The sequence below is a fragment of the Sinorhizobium sp. NFACC03 genome (assembly GCF_900103435.1).
Lineage (GTDB): Bacteria > Pseudomonadota > Alphaproteobacteria > Rhizobiales > Rhizobiaceae > Ensifer.
This window is the reverse complement of the sequence record NZ_FMXF01000018.1, coordinates 24,637-45,560: the sequence shown is the minus strand read 5'-3', so window position 1 is coordinate 45,560 and position 20,924 is coordinate 24,637. Positions and strand designations below refer to the sequence as shown.

The following is a 20,924-nucleotide window of genomic DNA, read 5'->3' as shown; positions in this document are numbered from 1 at the left end:
CAGACATGGACACCCAACTGCTGATCGGATCGCGCTTCGAGGCCGGCACCGAGGCCGACGAACACATCCTGAACCCGCGGACGGGCGGCAAGATCGTCGACCTGCCGGAAGCCTCGCATACCCAGGTCGAGGCGGCCGTGGACGCCGCCGAGCAGGCCTTCACCACCTGGTCGCAGACCACACCCGCCGAACGCTCCAATTATCTGCTCAAGATCGCCGACGCGATCGAGAAGGATGCCGACGGCTTTGCAGCCCTCGAAGCGCTGAACTGCGGCAAGCCGATCAACGCGGTGAAGAACGACGAACTGCCGGCCATCGTCGACTGCTGGCGCTTCTTCGCCGGCGCCGTGCGCAACCTGCATGCGCCGACAGCTGGCGAATACCTGCCCGGCCACACCTCGATGATCCGCCGCGACCCGATCGGCATCGTCGGCTCGATCGCCCCCTGGAACTATCCGCTGATGATGATGGCCTGGAAGCTGGCGCCGGCAATCGCCGGCGGCAATACCGTCGTCTTCAAGCCCTCCGAACAGACGCCGTTGACGGCGCTGAAGCTTGCCCGCGTGCTCGCCGACATCCTGCCGGAAGGCGTCGTCAACGTCATTTCCGGCCGTGGCGAAACCGTCGGCAATGCGCTGATCAACCACCCGAAGATCTCGATGGTCTCGATCACCGGCGATATCGCCACCGGCAAGAAGGTGCTGGCGGCCGCCGCCAAGACCGTCAAGCGCACGCATCTCGAACTCGGCGGCAAGGCCCCGGTCATCGTCTATGACGACGCCGATCTCGAAGCGGTGGTCAATGGCATCCGCACCTTCGGCTACTACAATGCCGGCCAGGACTGCACCGCCGCCTGCCGCATCTATGCCGAGGCCGGCATCTACGAAAAGCTGGTCGCCGACCTCACCTCCGCCGTCTCGACCATCCGCTACAATCATGCCGACGACACCGAAAACGAGATCGGCCCGCTGATTTCGCGCCGCCAGCGCGATCGCGTTGCAAGCTTCGTCGAGCGTGCCGCCGACCAGAAGCACATCGAGATCACCACCGGCGGCAGCGCCGGCAGCAGCGATGGCTTCTTCTTCCAGCCGACCGTGGTCGCCGGTGCCACCCAGGAGGACGAGATCGTCCGCCGCGAAGTCTTCGGCCCGGTTGTCTCGGTCACCCGCTTCACCGGCAAGGACGATGCGATCGCCTGGGCCAATGACAGCGACTACGGCCTCGCCTCCTCCGTCTGGACCAAGGACATCTCCCGGGCGATGAAGGCAGCCTCGCGGCTGCAATACGGCTGCACCTGGATCAACACCCATTTCATGCTGACCAACGAGATGCCGCATGGCGGCGTCAAGCAATCGGGCTACGGCAAGGACATGTCGGCCTATGCGCTCGAGGACTACACCGCCGTTCGCCACATCATGATCAACCACGGCTGAGGCGCACACGCGCCTGAGCTCGGCTCGCATATCGCATGCAAACGAAAACAAACGGGAGAAGTTTGCCATGTACCGCCGTCAATTGCTTGTTGCTGCAGGCGCTCTGAGCCTCAGCGCCCTGGTGCTCTCGCCGGCGGCCTTCGCCGCCGACGCGGCGCCGGATGTGGTCGCGGCCTATGTCGCAGCCTGGAACGCCCATGACTCGGCCAAGGCCGCATCCTACTTCGCCGACGACGTGACCTATTACGACGCGTCCGTCGGCAAGCCGGTAACAGGGAAAGATGCCGCCAAGACCGGCGTCATCGACAACTTCCTGAACGCCGTTCCCGATGCGGTCTGGACCATGAAAGGCGACCCGATCGCTGCCGGCGACAAGGTCTCCTTCGAATGGGAGTTCTCCGGCACCAATTCGGGCGCCTGGGCCGATGGCACGGCCGCGACCAACAAGAGCTTCAAGTTCACCGGCGCTTCGGTCTTCACCATCAAGGACGGCAAGATCGCCTCCCAGAACGACTATTACGACGCCCTCGGCTTCTACAAGCAGCTCGGCTTGATGTAACTGGCCTTGCACATTGGCAGCCGCAGGCTCCGGCTTGCGGCTACTCGCTTCTTTTGCCCACAAATCATGATTGCAAAACTCATAAATAACTTGCGTCGCAAATAATCTTGAGTAACACGATCACCTTATGAGTTTCTGACCGCGCTCAGAAGGTGTCGCATGCTTGCAGGACGGCGTTCTTTTACGGCTGAGTTTCCGATCGGGCGTACCCGCGCGCGGGTGACGCCATGACGGCTGCCGTTTCTGAACCGGTCATCGCGACAGGTGGTCCCAAGGCGCTGTCGGCCGCCTTTGCCGGAACGCACGCCTGGTGCAACGAGAAGATGGTGCTCTCGGACGAACTCTCCGACGGCATGGCGCTGCCGGACTTCTTCGCTTCCGGCGCCTTCGACAAAGCGCTCGATATCTACACCGAAAAATCCGGAGCCAGCGATCGGCGCGCCGTCGCTTCCATGTGGTCGCTCTATTATTTTTCGAGCCTCACCATCCCCTATCTGGTGGCGCGCGTGCTCGACCATCAGGTGCTCCCCGTCACCTTCGATCAGATGAAAGTTGCGCTTGCCGAAGACGGCCTGCCCCGAACCTTCGGCGTCGCGACGTCGGGCGATTGGCAGGAGGCCGATGACACCGACGTTTTCGCGACGCTCGCACCCCTGATGCAAGGGCATCTGCGTGAGGTCGTCGGTTACCTCAAGTCCGTCGGCGGCATCGCCCCGAAACTCGCCTGGAACAATGCGCTCGTCTACATCGACTATGCGCTGCGGGCCTCCGGCATCGAGCCGCTAAACGCCCAGGCCGATGCGCTGATCGGCAGCAAAACCCTGCCGGACGGCACGCCCAACCCCTTCTTCGATTGCCTGCGCCACGAGGAAGAAGACGGCGCCCGCGTCTGCCGCCGCAAGATCTGCTGCCTGCGCTATCTGCTGCCCGGCGTGCCGAGCTGCGGCAGCCTCTGCGCCCTTCCCAGCCAAAGGAACCAATAGGCTTGCTTCATCGCTGCATTTTCCAGACCGCCCGGCGGTTCTTCCTCGTCATCCTTGCTGCTCTGACGCTCGCAACCGCCGCCCATGCGGAAGGCCAATGGCCGATGACCGTCACCGATGCGGTCGGCCGTGTGGTGACGATCCCGGCAAAGCCCAAGGCGATCCTTCTCGGGAGCGGCTTCAATCTCGTCGCGCTGTCGCTGATCCATCCCGATCCCGTCAGCCTGCTTGCCGGCTGGTCCGGCGACATGAAGGGCGACAATCCGGAGATCTACGAGAGCTTCCGGCGGAAGTTTCCCGCGATCGCAGACGTCCCGCAGATCGACGACGGAACCGGCCCGGGCCTTTCCTTCGAGACGCTGCTGACGCTGAAGGCCGACCTTGCCATCCTCGCCAATTGGCAGGCCGACACCGAACCCGGCAAGCGCGCCATCGACTATCTGACCGGCATCGGCGTTCCTGTCATCGTCGTCGACTTCAACAATGATCCGCTGACGAGCACGCCGCGCATGATGCGCCTGCTCGGCAAGATCCTCGAACGGGACGAACAGGCAGACGCCTTCGCTCAGTTCTACGAGGACAAGCTGGCCTTGATCCGGGCGCGCCTCGCCGCCAGGCCGGAGCCACGCCCTCTGGTGCTGATGGACGCCTTCCCCCAGGCCGACCGCTGCTGCTGGGCCTATGGCACCGGCGGCCTCGGCGAGTTCCTGACGATTGCCGGCGGCCGCAACATCGCCGAAGGCACGCTGCCGCGGCCGGGCGGCACGGTCAACGCCGAGGCGGTCATGGCCGCCAATCCCGACATCTACATCGCTACCTCCTCGCCCGGCGGCAAGTACGGCACGCTCTCGATCGGCCCGGGTATCAGCGAAGACGAAGCGCAACAGACGCTCGCCCGCACGATCGAGGCGCCCGCCCTTTCGAGCATCCGCGCCGTACAGGAAAAGCGCGTCCATGGGCTTTGGAACTTCTTCAACGCCATCCCGCTCAACATCGTCGCGGCAGAGGCCTTCGCCGCCTGGATCCGGCCGGATCTCTTTTCCGATCTCGACCCGAAGAAGAGCCTTGCCGAGATCAACACCCGCTTCGCCGCGGTCCCGTTCGAAGGCACCTACTGGGTGGACCTGAAACCGGCGGACTAGCATCCGCTTTGTCCTCACCAGCAATAGAGTCCGTCCTTGGCCGAGAACCATCGGCTACTGCTTATGGTCGCGTGTTGTCAGCCGCCGAGCACCCTATATAAGTGCGGTCACGGCCATGCCTCTTGAGGGCAAGGACCGTCTAAAGCTTTGATCGGCTGCATGGTTTCCCCCTTGCATCGAATCCGATTCAAGGAATGATGCGGTGAGGAGGATCCGGATGCTTTGGTTGATTGCGTTACCGCTGGGTCTTGTCGTTGTGTACATGGCAGCGCGCTTCAGCCGTTTTCGCCAATGGGCGGAACCGATCCTCTCAGTTGCCGTAGCGGTCGGCCTGCTCGTCGCCTTCATCATCTGGTTCAGCGATCGCGACGGTCGCAAGCCCGCAGCACCTGAACCGGTCCAGACGACGCAGCCCGCGGGCCTGACCGCCGCCGACATTGCGCTTGATGGCCTGACCTTCGAGCAAAGCCAACCGGGACGAAGCTTCCGCCTGCGTGGCACAGTGACGAACAAGGGCCAGACGCTGCTCGAATACTTCCGCCTGTCCGTTACGCTGGAAGATTGCCCGGACGATGTCTGCCAGACGATCGGCGACGACGCGGCCCTCATTCTCGCCCGGGTGCCGGCCGGCCAGAGCCGGCCGTTCGAGACCTTCCTCACCTTTCCGAACCGCGAAGGCCAGAGCCTGACGGCGCCGAAATGGACGACCGACATCGTCGAGGTCCGCGGCACAAACCGGTGAACAGCGGGTGCAATGCCCGGAATGCGACACAATTCCGGCGGAAACCCGCTTCAAAGTTTATCAGGAATCGCTTGTAAACAGCGCGCGCTCAGCGATTCGACAGGAGAGTGGGACACTCTAGGCGGCGTCCGGACGGCGTAGGGCTTCGACGAAGGCAACCGTCGTCGTCACCTCGGCGAACTCGGCGCGCAAGGTCGCGACATGGGCCCGGTGGACATCCCGGGCCGCGATTACCGTTCCATCTCCATCCGGCTGGTCGAAGCAATCGCACGCATCCTCGACGAGGATCATGCGGTAGCCGAGATTGGCGCCAACGCGCACCGAGGTGGAGACACACATGTCGGTCGAGATGCCGAAGGTAACGACTGTATCGACGCCAAGACGCCGAAGCCTGAGGTCGAGATCGGTACCGATGAAGGCCGCGTTGACGCTCTTGGTGACGAGTGGTTCGCCGGCCTGCGGCTCGAAGCCGGGCCGGAAGGCGTTGCCGGGTGCACCGGCTCCAAGCGTCGAGCCCGGCATGACGCTGTCATGGCGGACATGGATCACCGGCCGGCCGGCCGCGCGCCAGGCGGCAAGCAGGGTGAGACCGTTCCGGTCGATATCGGCATTCCATCGGCGCGGCCAGGGGGCGCTGTCGAAAGCCTGCTGCATGTCGATCGGCAGCAGCACGGCATTGTCGGGCACGACTGGTATTTTCATGGCAAAGCTCCTTCGTTGCGAGAAGGAAGCTACCTGTCCTACCGTCCGGTTTCACTGGACAAGATGGCGCCAAACCGGACAAACGTCCGGAATTAGCGCAAAAGGAGATACAATTTGACGGAACTCGACGACAAGGATCGGCTGCTACTGGCAGCGCTTCGCCAGGATTCACGCCAGAGCCTGGTGGCGCTCGCCCGACATGCCGGCCTCTCGCGCAGCGGCGTGCACGAGCGTCTGCGGCGCCTCGAAGCCAAGGGCGTCGTCGCCGGCTACACGATCCGTCTCGGCGTCGAGGACAAGAACCCGACGGTCAGGGCCTTGGTCGCCATCACGTTCCAGTCCAGCAAGAATTGCGACCACATCGTGCCGCACCTTTCCGCCATGTCGCCGGTCGTCACATGCTGGTCGCTCGCCGGCTCCACCGATCTGATGGTGCTCGTCGAATGCGCTACGAACGGCGACCTCGACACGATCCGCCGGCAGATTTCCCTGATCCCGGGTATCGCCACTGTGCAGACGCATGTGGCGCTCCGGACCCATTTCGATCGCAGAGATTAGGTGGGACGGCCTCGGCCGTCCCACTCGGTTGATGATATGGATCAGACCGGTCGGCTGATCTCGTCGAGATACCAGTTGATGTAGCGAAGCTCGTTATGCTCCATCGGCGCGATCGGACCCGGCACGAAATAGTGCGAGCGCACGCCGCGCGACGTGTGCTCGATGATCGCCTTGTCTTCCTCGGTCGTCACCTTCCACAGCCACGTCAACTTTTCCAGATCGTAGTCCCGCCCCGCCTCGGCCTCGCCGTCGACCAGCCAGATCAGCTCCATCTCCGAGGTCTCCGCCGTCTTCGGGATGAAACGGTAGATCATGCCGTGATCGGGGTAGCAGACGAGGAAAGTGGTGCCGCCCAAATGGATCGAGGTGACGCCGCCGTCGAAATCGGTGAAACGCCCCATGAGCCGGCTCAGCGCCTGGCCGTCCTTGCTGCCGGTCTTGGCGCCGTCATAGAGCGGATAGCGGAAGGCGTGCACCGCCTCCTTCCCCGTGACAGATGTCTGCCAATGGTTGCCGGAGCCGACCTCGATGCCGAGTTCGCAGGTGCGCGCCTCCATCCGGGCGTTCAGTTCCTCGATCATATGCAGCGGCTGTTCCAGCGCATGCGTTTCGGAATATTCCGGATGCGCCGGACCGCAGTGATAGCACTCGACATAGTTCTCGACCGCGAGCTTCCAGTTGGCATCGACCGGATAGGTCTGGCGATGGGCGATCTTGGCCGACCCCCAGCCATATTGCCCGCAGGTCGCGTGCAGGAGATGCTCGACATCGCTGAAATCGAGCAGCTGGTCGGCGAATGAGATGAAGATCAGCCCTTCGATGACACGCACATGGAGCTTCTTCAGCCCATGGTCTTCGCGCCGGAAATCCTTCGGCATCAACCGCGCCGCCTTCAGCGCGCCGTCATTGCCATAGGTCCAGGCATGGTAAGGGCAGACGAAGGCGCGGGCATTGCCCTTGTTCTTGGCGCAGACCTCGGCGCCGCGATGGCGGCAGACATTGAGCATCGCGTGGATCTCGCCACTGGCCGTGCGGGTGACGATCACCTGCTCGGAGGCCATGCGGAACACCTCGAAGTCATTGGCGTTCGGGATAGCGCTCTCATGCGCCACGCAGTGCCAGTGGCGGCGGAAAACGCGCTCCAGATCACGTTCATAGATTTCCGGGTCGAGATAGAAGGCGCGCGCCAACCCATGGCCGGGACGATGGGCAGCAACCAGCTGATCGATGCGGTCGCCGGTGACAGTCGTAGTCTTGAGCTCCGAAACGAGCATGGGGTTGAACTCCAACAATTGGACCGGAAGGACCGCGTTCCGGCGCGCGTGTAAATTTCATCGGGCACCGGATGGCGCGCCCTCTGCCGTTGGCGCGAGATCCGCCCCGCCCAGGTCCGCGCCAGCATCGCGGCGCGTTTCCCTTCCCTCGTCTGCTCTCTTGGAGCGCGACGTCGAAAGGCGCCGCCTCCTCTCGCCTCGCCGCCTGAGGCTTGGGGCTGGCCAGGCGTCTCCTTCTCCCCGTCAGAACGGGGAGAAGGTGGCCGGCAGGCCGGATGAGGGGCGCCTTCCCCCACCACGCGAACGAGGGGCAGCTTCAAGCACCTACGCCTCCGTCCCCAATGCAAACGCCATCGCTCGCGAACTTCGGCGATACCTCAGCTCGACGTAGTCCTTGCAATCTGTAGATGACGGATCGGCCAGACCTGGCCCCCGCTGCCCCCGCCCCGCGACCGGGGCGGAGAGCTAAACTCAGCAGAAGATCTGGAACCTCTCCCTGATCGCCCGATCGATATCCGGCGCGATCACCGAAGGGGCTGCTTCGGCCAGAATGCGGTTTTTCCTCTCGATCGCCCGCGCCACCAGATCGGGGCGGCCGATCTCGACCCATTCCTTCGGGCTCGTGCGATCGGCGACCGCCGGATAGATGTATTCCGTCTGCATCAGCCCAAGCGTCTGCGGATGGCCGAGATAGTGACCGGGGCCATCGAGGCAGACCGAGCGCATGGTCTCGAGCGAGACCGAATCCTCCGTCACGTCGATGCCGCGGATGCAGCGCTGCACCTGGCCGAGCAGATCGTCGCCGAGCACCAGCGACTCCAGGCAGAAGCCGAGCAGCGAGGCATGCATGCCGACGGCCTCATAGACCATGTTGAGGCCGGAAAGCCCGGCCATGACATTGGAGATCGCCTGCTCCCAGCCGGCCTGCATATCCGGTAGCTTGGCGTCGGCAATGCCGGCAGCGGCCCCACCGGGCAGGCGGTAGAACTGGTGCATCTTCGCGCAGCCGGCCGTCAGCAGCGCCTGCTCGCCGGAGCCGCCGGACATCGCCCCGGTGCGTAGATCCGAGACGAACGGCCAGGTGCCGAAGACTGCGGGATGGCCGGGCGACATGGCGTTGACATAGACGACGCCCGCCAGGCATTCGGCGACCGCCTGGACAATCGCGGTTGCCAGCGGCGCCGGTGCGGTCGCACCCGCCTGGCCGGCCGAAAGTAAGAGGATCGGCATCCCGGCGCGGATGCACTTTTCCATGGTGATGCAGCTTTCCTCGGCAAACTTCATCGGCGGCACGACGAAGCAGTTCGAGTTGGAAACGAAGGGCCGCGCCCGCCACTTGTCCTCGCCGCCGGCGATCATGTGGATGAGATCGAAGCAGCCATCGACATGCGAGGGATCGGAGAAGCTCGTGCCGACATGCTTCGTCGTGCCGGCGCAGCAGGCATAGAGCGTGTTGACGTCCATCAGGAAGTTGTCGGCTACATCGCGACAGACCATGGCGCGCTGGAAGAAGTGCACGTTGTCGAGGTGATGGACGAGCTGGGCGGCGTTCAATAGGTCCTTGGTGGTGGACTCGCGATATTCGCGTTTCTCGACGTCGACGATATGCACCGCAGCACCGGCCGTGCCGTAATAGACGCGGGTGCCGCTGAGTTCGAGATCCTGCTTCGGATCGCGGGCATGAAGCGTGATGTCGCGCGCGGCGATCGCCAGCATGTCCTCGACCAGGGCACGCGGGAAGCGGATGCGCCCATCGTCGCCGAGAATGGCGCCTGCGGCGGTCATGATCTCGATGCCCGATTTCGGCGCGTTGGCAAGACCGATCTGTTCCAACGCATCGAGCGCCGCCTCGTGGATCCGCTTCACATTAGCGTCGGTCAGCGGCTTGTATTGCCCGCCGGAAAGACCGGGACGCACCGGCCGGATGTTTTCGGCCAGCGGCGCCGAACGCAGCGCCACCCGCGCCGCCCGCCCGCCGGACCGTCTCGAAGCCGCAACTGCGCAATCGTTAGCCATCATCATCTCCCAATGGGCGGGTGTGTCCTCGCCCCCTCATTCGCGCGGTGAGGTTAAAGCCCCTCATCCGCCTGCCGGCACCTTCTCCCCGTTTTGACGGGGAGAAGGGACTTGCTGCTTCCGCTCGTTCCCCTCCTCACCGTTCATGAGGAAGAGGATTATCTGTCTTCTGCGCCCGCCTCGTCCGTCCCCTGCCCCTTTCCCCGCCTGCGTAGAGAGGAACGAGCCCGGTGCCACGCGTCCCTTCTCCCCGTCAGAACGGGGAGAAGGTGCCGGCAGGCGGATGACGGGCAATCCTCAAGCCCGAACACGATGCCCGACGCCAGTCCCAAACGCCTGACCTACATCCGCACCCGCTTGGAGCGCGGATCGTACATCGGCTTCAACGACGCCTCCGCAGCAACCCGCGTCCCGGCGATCTCGATCTCGAAATGCGAGCCGAGCACGTCCTTGTCGCTCTCGCCTTCCGAAGGCACGTAGCCGAGGCCGATCGCGCCGCCGAGGTGGTGGCCGTAATTGCCAGAGGTGATCGTGCCGACGATCTTGCCGTCACGGACGATCGCCTCGTTGTGGAAGAGCAGCGGCTCCGGATCGGCGAGACGGAATTGCACCAGCCGGCGCGAGAGCCCGCGATTGTGCTTGGCCAGCACCGCCTCGCGGCCGATGAAATCGCCCTTGTCGGCTTTGACTGCGAAGCCGAGCCCGGCTTCGAGCACATGGTCCTCGTCGGTGATGTCGTGGCCGAAATGGCGGAAGGCCTTTTCGATGCGGCAGCTGTCGAGCGTATGGATGCCGCAAAGCTTAAGGCCCAGATCCTGCCCCGCTACCTCCAGCGCCTCGAACACATGCGCCGTCTGGTCGGTCGAGACATAGAGCTCCCAGCCGAGTTCGCCGACATAGGTGACGCGATGCGCACGGGCGAGCCCCATGCCGACCTCGATCTCACGTGCCGTCCCGAAGGGATGGGCTGCGTTGGAGAAATCGTTCGGGCTTACCTTCTGCATCAGCTCCCGCGCCTTCGGCCCCATGACGCAAAGCACGCTTTCGCCGGCGCCGACATCGGTGATGACGACGAATTCGTCGGCAAGATGCTTGCGCAGCCAGGCAAGATCGCGCTGCAGCGTGGCGCCGGGCACGACCAGCAGGAAGGCGGTCTCCGACAGACGCGTCACCGTCAGATCGCTCTCGATGCCGCCGCGGGCGTTGAGCATCTGGGTGTAAACGATGCGGCCGGGCTCGACATTCATCTCGTTGGCGCAGAGCCGCTGCAGGAAGGAAAGCGCATCGCGCCCCTCCACCCGGATCTTGCCGAAGGAGGTCATGTCGAACAGGCCGACGCCGTTGCGCACGGCCAGATGCTCGGCCTTCTGGTTTTCGAACCAGTTCTGCCGCTTCCAGGAATAGCGGTACTCGCGCTCCTGGCCTTCCTTGGCGAACCAGTTGGCACGCTCCCATCCCGCGACTTCGCCGAAGACGGCGCCGCGGGCCTTCAGATGCTCATGCAGCGGCGAGCGGCGCACGCCGCGGGCCGTTGCCATCTGGCGATAGGGGAAGTGATCGGCATAGAGCAGACCGAGCGTCTCGGAGACGCGATCTTTGAGATAGGCGCGGTTCTTCTGGAACGGCTGCGCCCGGCGGATATCCACTTCCCAGAGATCGAAGGGCGGCTCGCCGTCGTTCATCCATTGGGCGAGCGCCATGCCGGCGCCGCCGGAGGAAACGATGCCGATCGAATTGTAGCCGGCCGCCACCCAATAGCCCTTCACTTCGGGCGCTTCGCCGAGATAGTAGCGGTCGTCGGGCGTGAAGCTTTCGGGGCCGTTGAAGAACGTATGGATGCCCGCCGTTTCCAGCATCGGCATGCGGTTGACCGCCATCTCCAGGATCGGCGCGAAGTGGTCGAAATCGTCAGGCAGCTGGTCGAAGCAGAAATCCTCGCGGATGCCGTCCATGCCCCAGGGCTTGGCCTTGAGCTCGAAGGCGCCGATCAGCATCTTGCCGGCGTCTTCCTTGTAGTAGGTGCACTCGTCGGGCACGCGCAGCACCGGCAGGCGCTTGAGCTCCGGGATTGCCTCGGTGACGATGTAGAAGTGCTCGCAGGCATGCAGCGGCACGGTGACGCCGGCCTGGCGGGCGAACTCCCGGCCCCACATGCCCGCACAGTTGACGACATGATCCGTCTCGATCGTATATGTCTCGCCGTTCTGCTCGCAGGTGACGCCGGTCACCCGACCATCCTTCTTCAGCACGGCCGTGACCTTGACGCCCTCGATGATCGTCGCGCCGTTCTGCCGCGCGCCCTTGGCGAGCGCCATGGCGATGTTGGCCGGATCGCACTGGCCGTCGAGCGGCAGATGCACCGCCGCCTTCACGTCAGAGGTGTTGAGGTGCGGATACATCGCCTTCACCTCATCAGGCGTGATCTCTCGGACGTCGACGTTGAACGCTCGGGCGAGCGAGGCCTGGCGATAGATCTCTTCCTTGCGCTCCTCGGTCAGCGCCACGGTGATCGAGCCGTTCTGGCGCATGCCGGTGGAAATGCCGGTTTCGGCCTCGAGCTTGACGTAGAGGTCGGCCGAGTATTTCGCGAGCCGCGTCATGTTCTGCGAGGCACGCAGCTGGCCGATCAGGCCGGCCGCATGCCACGTGGTGCCCGAGGTCAGTTGCTTGCGCTCCAAGAGCACCACGTCGGTCCAGCCGAGCTTGGCCAAATGATAGGCGACCGAACAGCCGGAAACGCCGCCGCCGATGATGACTGCACGGGCTTTCGAGGGAATGGGCTTGCTCATGCGCGCAGTCTTTCATTGGAGGGATCCCAGAGCGGCTGGTCCGCCTCGACTGTCGCCTTGAAGCGGTCGCCGAAGATCTCGACCTCGATTTCCTTGCCGGGCACGGCGAGATCGGCGCGCAGCATGCCGAGCGCAATCGACTTGCCAACGCGGTAGCCCCAGTTGCCCGAGGTCGTCTCGCCGACCACCTGGCCGTCGGACCAGAGCGTCGACATATATGGCGCGTCGCAGCCGTCGGCGGCGACCGTCAGGGTGACGAAGCGCTTGCTGACGCCCTGCTGCTTCTCCCGTTCCAGCGCCGCCTTGCCCTTGAAACCGGGCTTGGCCCAGTCGACGAAGCGCTCCAGCCCGCCCTGAAGGATGGTGTAATCGGTCGAAAGATCGCCCTTCCAGGCGCGGTAGCCCTTCTCGATGCGCAGGCTATCGAGCGCCTCCATGCCGAATGGCTTCAGGCCGTGTTTCTGGCCCGCGGCCCAGACGGCGTCGAAGATGACAGCCGTATCCTCGACCTTGGTGTGGATTTCCCAGCCGAGCTCGCCGGCAAAGGAGACGCGCACGAGCTGGCAATAGCGGCCGGCGATTTGCGCCGTCTGGTGCGTGAGCCAGCCCTTGACGAGATCGGCCTCGCTGACCTCGGCGAGGATCGCGCGCGACTTCGGCCCGGTCAGGATCTGGCAGGAGAAGGACTTGGTGACATCGTCGATGGTGAAGGCGGCATTGGCCGGCCGGTGCTTCGTCAGCCACTCGAAATCGTGCCACTGCGCCGTTGCGGCGGTGATCAGGAAGAAGAAGTCCTCGTCAATCATCATGACCGACATTTCGGTGACGATCCGGCCCTTGTCGTCCGCGAAATAGGCAAGGCCGATACGACCCGGCTTCGGCACGCGCCCGGTGATGAGGCCCGAAAGCCACGCGGTCGCCCCCTCGCCCTTCACCCGGAAGCGCGAGAAGCCCGGCAAATCGAGAATGCCGGCGGCATCGCGCACGGCCAGACACTCCTCCTCGATGCGCTTCGCCCACGGCCCCGCGCGACCCCAGGTCTGCGTCGCACCTTCAGAGGTGTCGTCGCCGGGTTTGGCGTACCACATGGCGCGCTCCCAGCCGTTATAGGGCTTGAACTGCGCACCGAGTGCCTGGATCCGGTCGTGGATCGGTGACAACTTCTTGCCGCGGCCCGCCGCCCAATAGTGTTTCGGGAAATGCATCGCGTACTCGTGGCCGTAGATCTCCATGCCCTTGGCGATACAATAGTCCTGGTCGGTATAGTCGGTGTAACGGCGTGGGTCGCAGGACCACATGTCCCACTCCGTCTGGCCCTCGGTGATCCATTCGGCCAGTACCTTGCCGGCGCCGCCGGCCTGACAGATGCCGAAGGTAAAGACGCAAGCCTCAAACGCGTTGGGCACGCCGGGCATCGGTCCGATCAGCGGGTTGCCGTCGGGCGCATAGGGGATCGGGCCATTGATGATGCGCGAAAGGCCGGCCGTGCCGAGGATCGGCACGCGCTCGACGGCATCGTTCAGGTACCATTCCAACCGGTCGAGATCGTCCGGGAAGAGCTGGAACGAAAAATCCTCCGGCATCGGATCGTCAGGCGTTACCCAATGGGCGCGGCAGTTGCGCTCGTAGGGCCCGAGGTTCATGCCGTTCTTCTCCTGGCGGAGATAGTAGGAGCTGTCGACGTCGCGAAGAAGCGGCAGCTTGTGGCCCGCCTCCTTCGACCAGGCGGCAAGCTCCGGGATCTCGTCGAACAGGATATACTGATGGCTCATCACCATCATCGGCACGTCGCGGCCGAACATCTTGCCGACCTCGCGGGCATAGTAGCCGGCGGCGTTGACGACGTATTCGCAGCGGATTTCGCCCTGCGGTGTGGTGATCACCCATTCGTCGTTCTCTCGGCGCGCCGCCGTGACGGGACAGAAGCGGATGATTTTTGCGCCCATGTCGCGCGCGCCCTTGGCGAGCGCCTGCGTCAGCTGCGCCGGGTCGATGTCACCGTCATAGGGATCGTAGAGCGCGCCGGTCAGCTCGTGCGTTTCGAGGAAAGGGTAGCGGCTGCGCATCTCGTCGGGCGACAGGATATCGAGATCCATGCCCTGGTAGCGACCCATGCCGACGACGCGCTTGAACTCCTGGAGGCGCTCCTTGGAGTGGCCGAGCCGGATTGAGCCAGTGACATGATAGTTCATGGGATAATCGACGAGCGCGCCGAGATCGCGATAGAGCGATGCCGAGTAGCGCTGCATGTTCATGATCGACCACGAAGATGAGAAGGTCGGCACGTTGCCGGCCGCATGCCAGGTCGAGCCCGCCGTCAGCTCGTTCTTTTCCAGAAGCACGCAATCGGTCCAGCCGGCCTTGGCAAGATGGTAGAGCGAGGAAGCACCGATCGCTCCCCCCCCGATGATCACGACCCGTGCGTGCGACGGCAAATTCGACATCAATAGTTCCCTCGTTTTGGCGGAATTCTTGCCGGGGAAGCTGTGCGCCATCAAGCGACGGAAACAGGCTTTATTGATCGACAAATTCGATTAGATTGTAGCGATTGCAAAGGGAGCGCATGGCATGCAGGTGGAACTGATCGAAACCTTTCTCGACCTGATGGAAAGCCGCTCCTTCAACCGCACCGCCGAGCGGCTGAACATCACCCAGTCGACCGTCTCTCACCGGGTGAAGGCACTCGAAGCCCAGTTCAACCGCAAGCTCTTTACCCGCAACAAGGGCGGAACAGTGCCGACCGCCGCCGGCCTGCGCTTCCTCGACTATGCAAAAGCCCTGCAAAACCAGTGGCATGAGGCAACACGCGCGGTCACCAGCGCCGGTGCGTTGGAGCGCTCCATGCGCCTCGGTATCCAGCACGACCTTGCCGAGGCCTTCGCCGGCGAATGGATGGCCGCAATTCGGCAGGACCTGCCCGCAACCGAGGTCTATATGGAGGCCGATTATTCCAACCAGATGAACCGTGACCTCGGCGCCGGCGACCTCGATCTTGCGATCCTCTACACGCCCCATTACCTGCCCGATCTCTATTACGAAAGGATCGGAGATCTGCATTACGTGCTGGTCAGCACCGAGGCGCGCGAACTGGCCGAGGTCCGCTCCGAGAACTATATCCGCGCAAGCTATTCGCCGACCTTCGACCGTGCCCACCGGCTCGCCCTGCCGCACCTTTCCGCAGCCCTGCTTTCGGCCGGCCAGAACATGGCGATCACCCGGCTGCTCGCCGCCCTCGGTGGCGCGGCCTATGTGACGGCGGCAACGGCGGAGCGGCTCGCCGCGGACGGATTTGCCGATCGGGTGCAGGATGCGCCGGCCATCGCCCAGACCGTCTATGCCGCAACAAGCCTTCGAACACGCCACGCGCACCAGCACCGCAAGATCATCGGCGCCATGGGTGCGCTGTTATCGACGTTGCCTGTTCCCAGCGGGCTTTAAAGCAATTCCAGGAGAAGTGTGAAGCGGTTTTCCGACCGGAAGTGCGTCGTTTCAAAGACCTAGTAGCGGCCCTTGAGTTGCCCCTTCAGCCGCTCGGCATCCGCCTCGGTGACACCGGGCGGCGCCACCACCTGCATCCAGGCGTCGATATAGTGTTCGGGTGCGTAGACATGGCCGTAGCCGATCGGCGAAGTTGTTGCGAGCGCCATGTCGGCGAGCAGCTGGAACATGGTGACGACCGGGAACCACCGGAGCGCCGGCGAGACGTCCGCACCGCGCGGCGCCTTCATCCAGTCCGGTTCGCGGTAGAAGGAATGGGGATCGAAGAAGGTGATCGGGTCGCTGGCATATTGCAGGTAGACGATGCGCACATTGCCCCAGCGAGCCCCCGGAATATCAAGCGCGTTTTCCTGGTTGGTGAAGCGGATCACCGAACCATCGCGATAGAGCGGCCGCCATTCGGGCGAGCCCGGATTGCGATTTCGCGTGATCTGCAGCCAGGTCTTGGTCGGGAACGGCGAGCCGACCCAGAGCGCCCCCTGGAACGGATCGCTGATGATGTCGAAGGGATCGACCGAGCCCTGCGAGTTCATCGAACCGAGGCTGAGGCCATAGAGATAGAGCTTCGGCCGCTTGTCCTTCGGCAGCGTCGTCCAGAGCCATATACCGCATCGAACAGCGCATCGGCCGTTTCGGCACCGTATTCCGGCTCGACCAGCAGCGACAGCCAGCTCGTGAGGTAGGAGTACTGCACCGCGACGCTGGCGACATCGCCCTTCAGGAGATATTCGAGCGAATCGAGACCGGGCGGGTCGATCCAGCCGGTGCCGGTCGGCACCACGATCAGAAGATTGGCGCGTTCGAAACCGCCGACGCGTTTCAGTTCCTCCAGCGCCAGCTTCGCACGTTCCTTGGCGGTTTCAGCCGAATTGAGGCCGGCATAGACGCGCAAGGGCTCCTTCGCCTCGCCGCCGAAGAAGGCGCCGATGTCCTTTGCCGCCGGTCCGGAGGCGATGAACTGGCGTCCCTGGCGGCCGAGCTCGTCCCAGGTCATCAGCGACGCCCTGCTGCCCGTCTTCAAGGGATCGGTGGGTGGGGCTAAGTCGGGGTCGATCAACGCGTCGAGCCGCTGGAACGAGCTGTCGGCCGCATGCAGCGCATATCGAAAGATGACGCCATCGGCGGCCGACCAGAACAGCGCCAGCGCCGCGACCACGCCGGCGACCTTCGCCAGCGGCCGCGTCAGCACATGTTCGAAACGACCGGTGAGAAACCGGAAGGTCAGCCGGAAAAGCCGCGCCAAAAGCACGATGGCGACGAAGACAAGGGCCGCGATCAGCCCGAGCTTGAACGGCTCGGCGCTTTCGACCGGATCAAGTCCCATGATCTGACGCACCGTGTTCTGCCAATAGGCCGTGCGCCAGAGGAAGGCGAGTGCAACGGCGGTGCAGCCGAGCGTCGCCAGAGCCTTCACGATCAGCCCGGTGCGCCCGCGGATCTCCGGCAGGTCGAGCAGCGACCAAACCCAGCGCAGGAGCACGCCGATCGCATAGCCGGCGCCAAGCGACAGGCCCGAGATCACCGCCTGGACCACATAGGGGCGCGGGATGAGGCTCGGCGTCAGCGACATGGCAAAGAAGAAGACGCCGACGATCAGCCCAGTGGTCGAAAACGATGCGAGCAGCGTCGAGAGAAACCGCGGCACCGGCAACCTCGACAGCGGCGTCTGTTGAAGATGTTCCATGGCGTCGGGCCCCCTCATGCTGACACTGTCACCGGAAGACCATAGGCCGTTCCGCCGGCGGCAATGTCGCTTCCCCGACGTGTCCAGTCAATTGCCGCAACCGGAAGACGCACGGACGGAAGCTGGACTTTGACGGTCGCACGCCTCACGCGCGGGTCACCTCGATCGGTGTCTTCATGATGATTTCGCGGTGCGGGAACGGGATCGAAATACCGGCCACCTTGAAGGCGTCCCACAGCGCCATCATCACCTGGCCGCGAATGTTGGTCAGCCCGTTGCTCGGATCGGAGATCCAGAACCTGAGCTTGAAATCGAGTGACGATGCGCCGAAGCCGGTCATCCAGCAGACCGGCTCCGCGTGGCCGCTCGCAACCCGTGGGATCGATTTGGCAGCCGCGATGGCAATGCGCGCCACCTCGTGCGGATCGCTGTCATAGGAAGTGCCGAAACTGACCTCGATGCGGACGAAGTCGCTGGAGAACGACCAGTTCACGACCTGCTGCGAAATGAAGTCCTCGTTCGGAATGAGGTATTCCTTGCCGTCCCTGGTGATGACGGAGACGAAGCGGGAACGCAGGTCGCGCACGGAACCGAAGGTATCCCCAAGCGTGATCGTGTCGCCCGGTTTGATGGATTTGTCGAGCAGGATGATGATGCCGGAAATGAAGTTGGAGACCACCTTCTGCAAACCAAAGCCGATGCCGACGCCGACCGCCCCGGAAAAGACCGTCAGCGCGGTCAGGTCGATACCGGTCGCGGACAGCGCGATCGCACCGGCAAAGCCGATCAGCACGATCTTGACCAATTTGCTTATCAGCACCTTGAAGGACGGCGTGAGTTCTGCCGACCGCTGGATCCAGTGCGCCGAGACGTTGCCCAACAGCACGGCAAGCCAGATCAGCGCGGACGAAAGCACGACAGCCTTCAGGACGAGCAGCAGCGACAGACGAACGGCACCGAGGTTGACGGCAACGCCATCAAGGGTCGTCAGGATCACCCGGTCCAGCCCGACCGCATAAAGCGCAAAATAGATCCAGCCCACGACGGCGGTGACGCGCGCCAGCGTCTGGTTGCGGATGATGCGGGTGAGCACGGAAATCACGAACCAGGCGGCCGTCAGGGTCAGCGCAGTCACCACCAGCCAGCGATACGACGGCCAACCGAAACGCAATATCATCCCATCGGCGATCCAGAGCCACACGATCAGGAAGAGCCAGCGCAGCCGCCGCATGAAGGCGATGATGACGCGCAGCAGGTCCGGATTGCCCTTGATCAGGCGGGCGCGGGCTTCGACCAGCGGCTCTATCCGCTTTGCCAGCGCGCCGCAGATCAGGTAGCCGGCAACGATGATGGCGATCTGATAATACGTCCACTCGTTCAAAAGGACCGTCCGCGACGAGGAAGCGACGGCGTCGAACGCTTCTGCGAAATCCATCGTCTCTCTCCGAGAGAACCAAGCGTCCGACCGAGCGTTTTTTTGGGGGGGACGCCCTAATCCTTTGAATCTAGGGCATCCTTGACACTTTCAATGCCGCCACCCGAAGCCGGTGCGTCGATCCCCCTTGAATTCGGATGCCTCGCAAGATCCGTCGCACCTGCAAATCGTGGCAGGCTCGGAATAAAGCTAGCATCTTCAAAAGCTTATTGCCGGATGGACGCTAGACCCGCCGCTCCTTGATCGTGTTCATGACGAAGCTCGTTTCGATCGAGGCGACGCATTTGAGCCGCGCGATCTTTTCCTTGATAAAGCGCTCGTAGTGCTCGAGCCCGGCACTCATCACCTTCAGCACATAGTCGCGCGAGCCGGTCACCAGATGGCATTCAAGCACTTCGTCCCAGCCGCGCACCGCCTCCTCGAACATCACGATCTCATCTTCATGCTGACGGCTGAGCCTGACGGTGGCAATTGCGGTCATCGTCCAGCCGTCGATCGACGGATCGATCAGCGCCGTATAGCCGCGGATCACACCGGTCTCCTCCAGCCGCCGCAGGCGGCGGAGACATGGCGAAGCCGAGAGCCCCACGCGCTCGGCAAGCTCGTTGTTGGTGAGGCGCGCGTCCGCCACCAGCTCCTTCAAAATCCTGCGATCCGTCTCGTCGGCAATTTTCTGCGCCATATCTTTCCAACTCAGCCAAATCTTTGCGCAACTCAAAGACATCCAGCCGGAAATAGCAAGGATCGGTCCAAGCATCTGATATAATTTGCCAGTCAGTCGAGTCCGCTTCCCTTCAGGAGACAAGTCATGACCGCACCGCATCCCTCCAAGACCCACATCGGAAACCACAAGCTGCATCCCGAAACGCAGATGCTGAACTATGGCTACGATCCGGAACTGTCCGAGGGCGCCGTCAAGCCGCCGGTGTTCCTGACCTCGACCTTCGTCTTCCGCTCAGCCGAAGAAGGCCGCGATTTCTTCGATTTCGTTTCCGGTCGGAAGGAGCCGCCGGCGGGTGTCGGCGCCGGTCTCGTCTATTCGCGCTTCAACCATCCGAACAGCGAGATCGTTGAGGATCGCCTCGCCGTCTACGAGCGCACCGAGAGCTGTGCGCTGTTCTCGTCGGGCATGTCGGCGATCGCCACCACCCTGCTTGCCTTCGTCAAGCCGGGCGACGCGGTGCTGCACAGCCAGCCGCTCTATGGCGGCACCGAGACGCTGCTTGCCAGAACCTTCCTCAATCTCGGCGTTGCGGCCGTCGGCTTTGCCGATGGCGTCAATAAAGCAGCTGTCAGCGCCGCCGCCGAAGAGGCGATGGCCAAGGGCCGCGTCTCTGTGATTCTCGTGGAAACGCCAGCAAACCCGACAAACAGCCTCGTCGATGTTGCCATGATCCGCCGCGTCGCCGATATGATCGGCCGGAAACAGGGTCATACCCCTGTGGTCGCCTGTGACAACACGCTGCTCGGCCCGGTCTTCCAGCGACCGATCGAACACGGCGCCGACATCTCGCTCTATTCACTGACCAAATATGTCGGCGGCCATTCCGACCTCATCGCCGGTGCAGCTCTCGGCTCGAAGGCTGTGATGAAACAGGTAAAGGCGCTGCGCGGGGCGATCGGCACCCAGCTCGACCCGCATTCCTGCTGGATGCTCGGCCGTTCGCTGGAAACGCTTTCCGTGCGCATGCAGAAGGCCGACGACAATGCCCGCGTCGTCGCCGAGTTCCTGCGCGAGCACCCGAAGGTCGAGCGCATCCACTACCTGCCCTTCCATGACGAGGATTCGCCGGTTGGCCGCACCTTCAGGGCGCAGTGCACCGGCGCCGGCTCGACGTTCTCCTTCGACATCTCGGGCGGCCAGGAAGCGGCCTTCCGCTTCCTCAATGCGCTGCAGATCTTCAAGCTCGCCGTCAGCCTCGGCGGCACGGAATCGCTGGCAAGCCACCCGGCGGCCATGACCCATTCCGGCGTGCCGATCGAGGTGCGCCGCCGTATCGGCGTGCTGGAATCGACCATCCGCCTGTCGATCGGTATCGAGCATCCGGATGATCTCGTCGCCGATCTTTCGAACGCCCTGTCGGTCGCCTGACACGATATCGCAGCCGC

General features: G+C 63.5%; 15 protein-coding genes and 1 pseudogene. 8 read left to right on the top strand and 8 right to left on the bottom strand.

Translation table 11 applies throughout. From position 1 onward, the window contains the following. Positions 1-5 precede the first annotated feature (5 nt). The 5 genes from BLU35_RS21425 (at position 6) to BLU35_RS21405 (ending at position 4,859) form a co-directional block, all read left to right on the top strand. Positions 6-1,433 carry a gamma-aminobutyraldehyde dehydrogenase gene (locus BLU35_RS21425; RefSeq protein ID WP_093234398.1) on the top strand — a complete coding sequence of 476 codons (1,428 nt, stop codon included), beginning with the start codon at positions 6-8 and terminating at the stop codon, positions 1,431-1,433. Between the two features lie 67 nt (positions 1,434-1,500). Continuing rightward, positions 1,501-1,992 carry an ester cyclase gene (locus BLU35_RS21420; RefSeq protein ID WP_093234397.1) on the top strand — a complete coding sequence of 164 codons (492 nt, stop codon included), beginning with the start codon at positions 1,501-1,503 and terminating at the stop codon, positions 1,990-1,992. Between the two features lie 227 nt (positions 1,993-2,219). Beyond that, complete coding sequence (gene fhuF, locus BLU35_RS21415) at positions 2,220-2,975, top strand: siderophore-iron reductase FhuF (RefSeq protein WP_093234396.1); 756 nt, start codon at positions 2,220-2,222, stop codon at positions 2,973-2,975. A gap of 17 nt (positions 2,976-2,992) precedes the next feature. After that, positions 2,993-4,117 carry an ABC transporter substrate-binding protein gene (locus BLU35_RS21410; RefSeq protein WP_058321572.1) on the top strand — a complete coding sequence of 375 codons (1,125 nt, stop codon included), beginning with the start codon at positions 2,993-2,995 and terminating at the stop codon, positions 4,115-4,117. Positions 4,118-4,334: 217 nt separating this feature from the next. After that, positions 4,335-4,859 carry a DUF3426 domain-containing protein gene (locus tag BLU35_RS21405; RefSeq protein WP_058321559.1) on the top strand — a complete coding sequence of 175 codons (525 nt, stop codon included), beginning with the start codon at positions 4,335-4,337 and terminating at the stop codon, positions 4,857-4,859. A 117-nt stretch (positions 4,860-4,976) separates the two neighbouring features. Here the strand turns inward: BLU35_RS21405 and BLU35_RS21400 are convergent, their stop codons facing one another. Continuing rightward, on the bottom strand, positions 4,977-5,561 hold the full coding sequence (locus BLU35_RS21400) for a cysteine hydrolase family protein (protein ID WP_058321558.1): 585 nt from the start codon (positions 5,559-5,561) through the stop codon (positions 4,977-4,979). A gap of 114 nt (positions 5,562-5,675) precedes the next feature. Here BLU35_RS21400 and BLU35_RS21395 point away from each other — a divergent pair, with 114 nt between their 5' ends. Beyond that, on the top strand, positions 5,676-6,119 hold the full coding sequence (locus BLU35_RS21395; protein WP_093234395.1) for an Lrp/AsnC family transcriptional regulator: 444 nt from the start codon (positions 5,676-5,678) through the stop codon (positions 6,117-6,119). 41 nt (positions 6,120-6,160) lie between these two features. On the opposite strand, the gene BLU35_RS21390 is transcribed toward BLU35_RS21395, so the two are convergent. The 4 genes from BLU35_RS21390 to BLU35_RS21375 form a co-directional block, all read right to left on the bottom strand. After that, positions 6,161-7,393 carry an aromatic ring-hydroxylating oxygenase subunit alpha gene (locus BLU35_RS21390; RefSeq protein WP_093234394.1) on the bottom strand — a complete coding sequence of 411 codons (1,233 nt, stop codon included), beginning with the start codon at positions 7,391-7,393 and terminating at the stop codon, positions 6,161-6,163. A 471-nt stretch (positions 7,394-7,864) separates the two neighbouring features. After that, complete coding sequence (locus tag BLU35_RS21385) at positions 7,865-9,409, bottom strand: trimethylamine methyltransferase family protein (protein ID WP_176907351.1); 1,545 nt, start codon at positions 9,407-9,409, stop codon at positions 7,865-7,867. Between the two features lie 341 nt (positions 9,410-9,750). Next, the gene (locus tag BLU35_RS21380; protein ID WP_093234393.1) at positions 9,751-12,198 is read right to left on the bottom strand and encodes a GcvT family protein; all 2,448 of its coding nucleotides are present in this window, start codon (positions 12,196-12,198) and stop codon (positions 9,751-9,753) included. Then, positions 12,195-14,642 (bottom strand): GcvT family protein, encoded by a 2,448-nt coding sequence (locus BLU35_RS21375; RefSeq protein WP_093234392.1) that lies wholly within the window; start codon positions 14,640-14,642, stop codon positions 12,195-12,197. Before BLU35_RS21375 ends, BLU35_RS21380 begins: the two co-directional genes overlap by 4 nt. Before the next feature lie 124 nt (positions 14,643-14,766). Between BLU35_RS21375 and BLU35_RS21370 the strand changes: the two genes are divergently transcribed. Further along, entirely contained in the window at positions 14,767-15,636 is an 870-nt protein-coding gene (locus tag BLU35_RS21370) for a LysR family transcriptional regulator (protein WP_093234391.1), read from the top strand. 59 nt (positions 15,637-15,695) lie between these two features. On the opposite strand, the pseudogene BLU35_RS21365 reads toward BLU35_RS21370, so the two are convergent. From BLU35_RS21365 to BLU35_RS21355, 3 genes and pseudogenes are all read right to left on the bottom strand, one after another. Further along, positions 15,696-17,380 (bottom strand): annotated as a pseudogene (locus BLU35_RS21365) (alpha/beta hydrolase). Between the two features lie 145 nt (positions 17,381-17,525). Next, entirely contained in the window at positions 17,526-18,815 is a 1,290-nt protein-coding gene (locus tag BLU35_RS21360; protein WP_093234390.1) for a mechanosensitive ion channel family protein, read from the bottom strand. Between the two features lie 223 nt (positions 18,816-19,038). Further along, positions 19,039-19,497 (bottom strand): Lrp/AsnC family transcriptional regulator, encoded by a 459-nt coding sequence (locus BLU35_RS21355; protein ID WP_058321551.1) that lies wholly within the window; start codon positions 19,495-19,497, stop codon positions 19,039-19,041. A 126-nt stretch (positions 19,498-19,623) separates the two neighbouring features. On the opposite strand from BLU35_RS21355, the gene BLU35_RS21350 reads away from it, so the two are divergent. Continuing rightward, a complete protein-coding gene (locus tag BLU35_RS21350) occupies positions 19,624-20,907 on the top strand; it encodes a cystathionine gamma-synthase family protein (protein WP_093234389.1) in 1,284 nt (427 codons plus the stop codon). Positions 20,908-20,924: the final 17 nt, after the last annotated feature.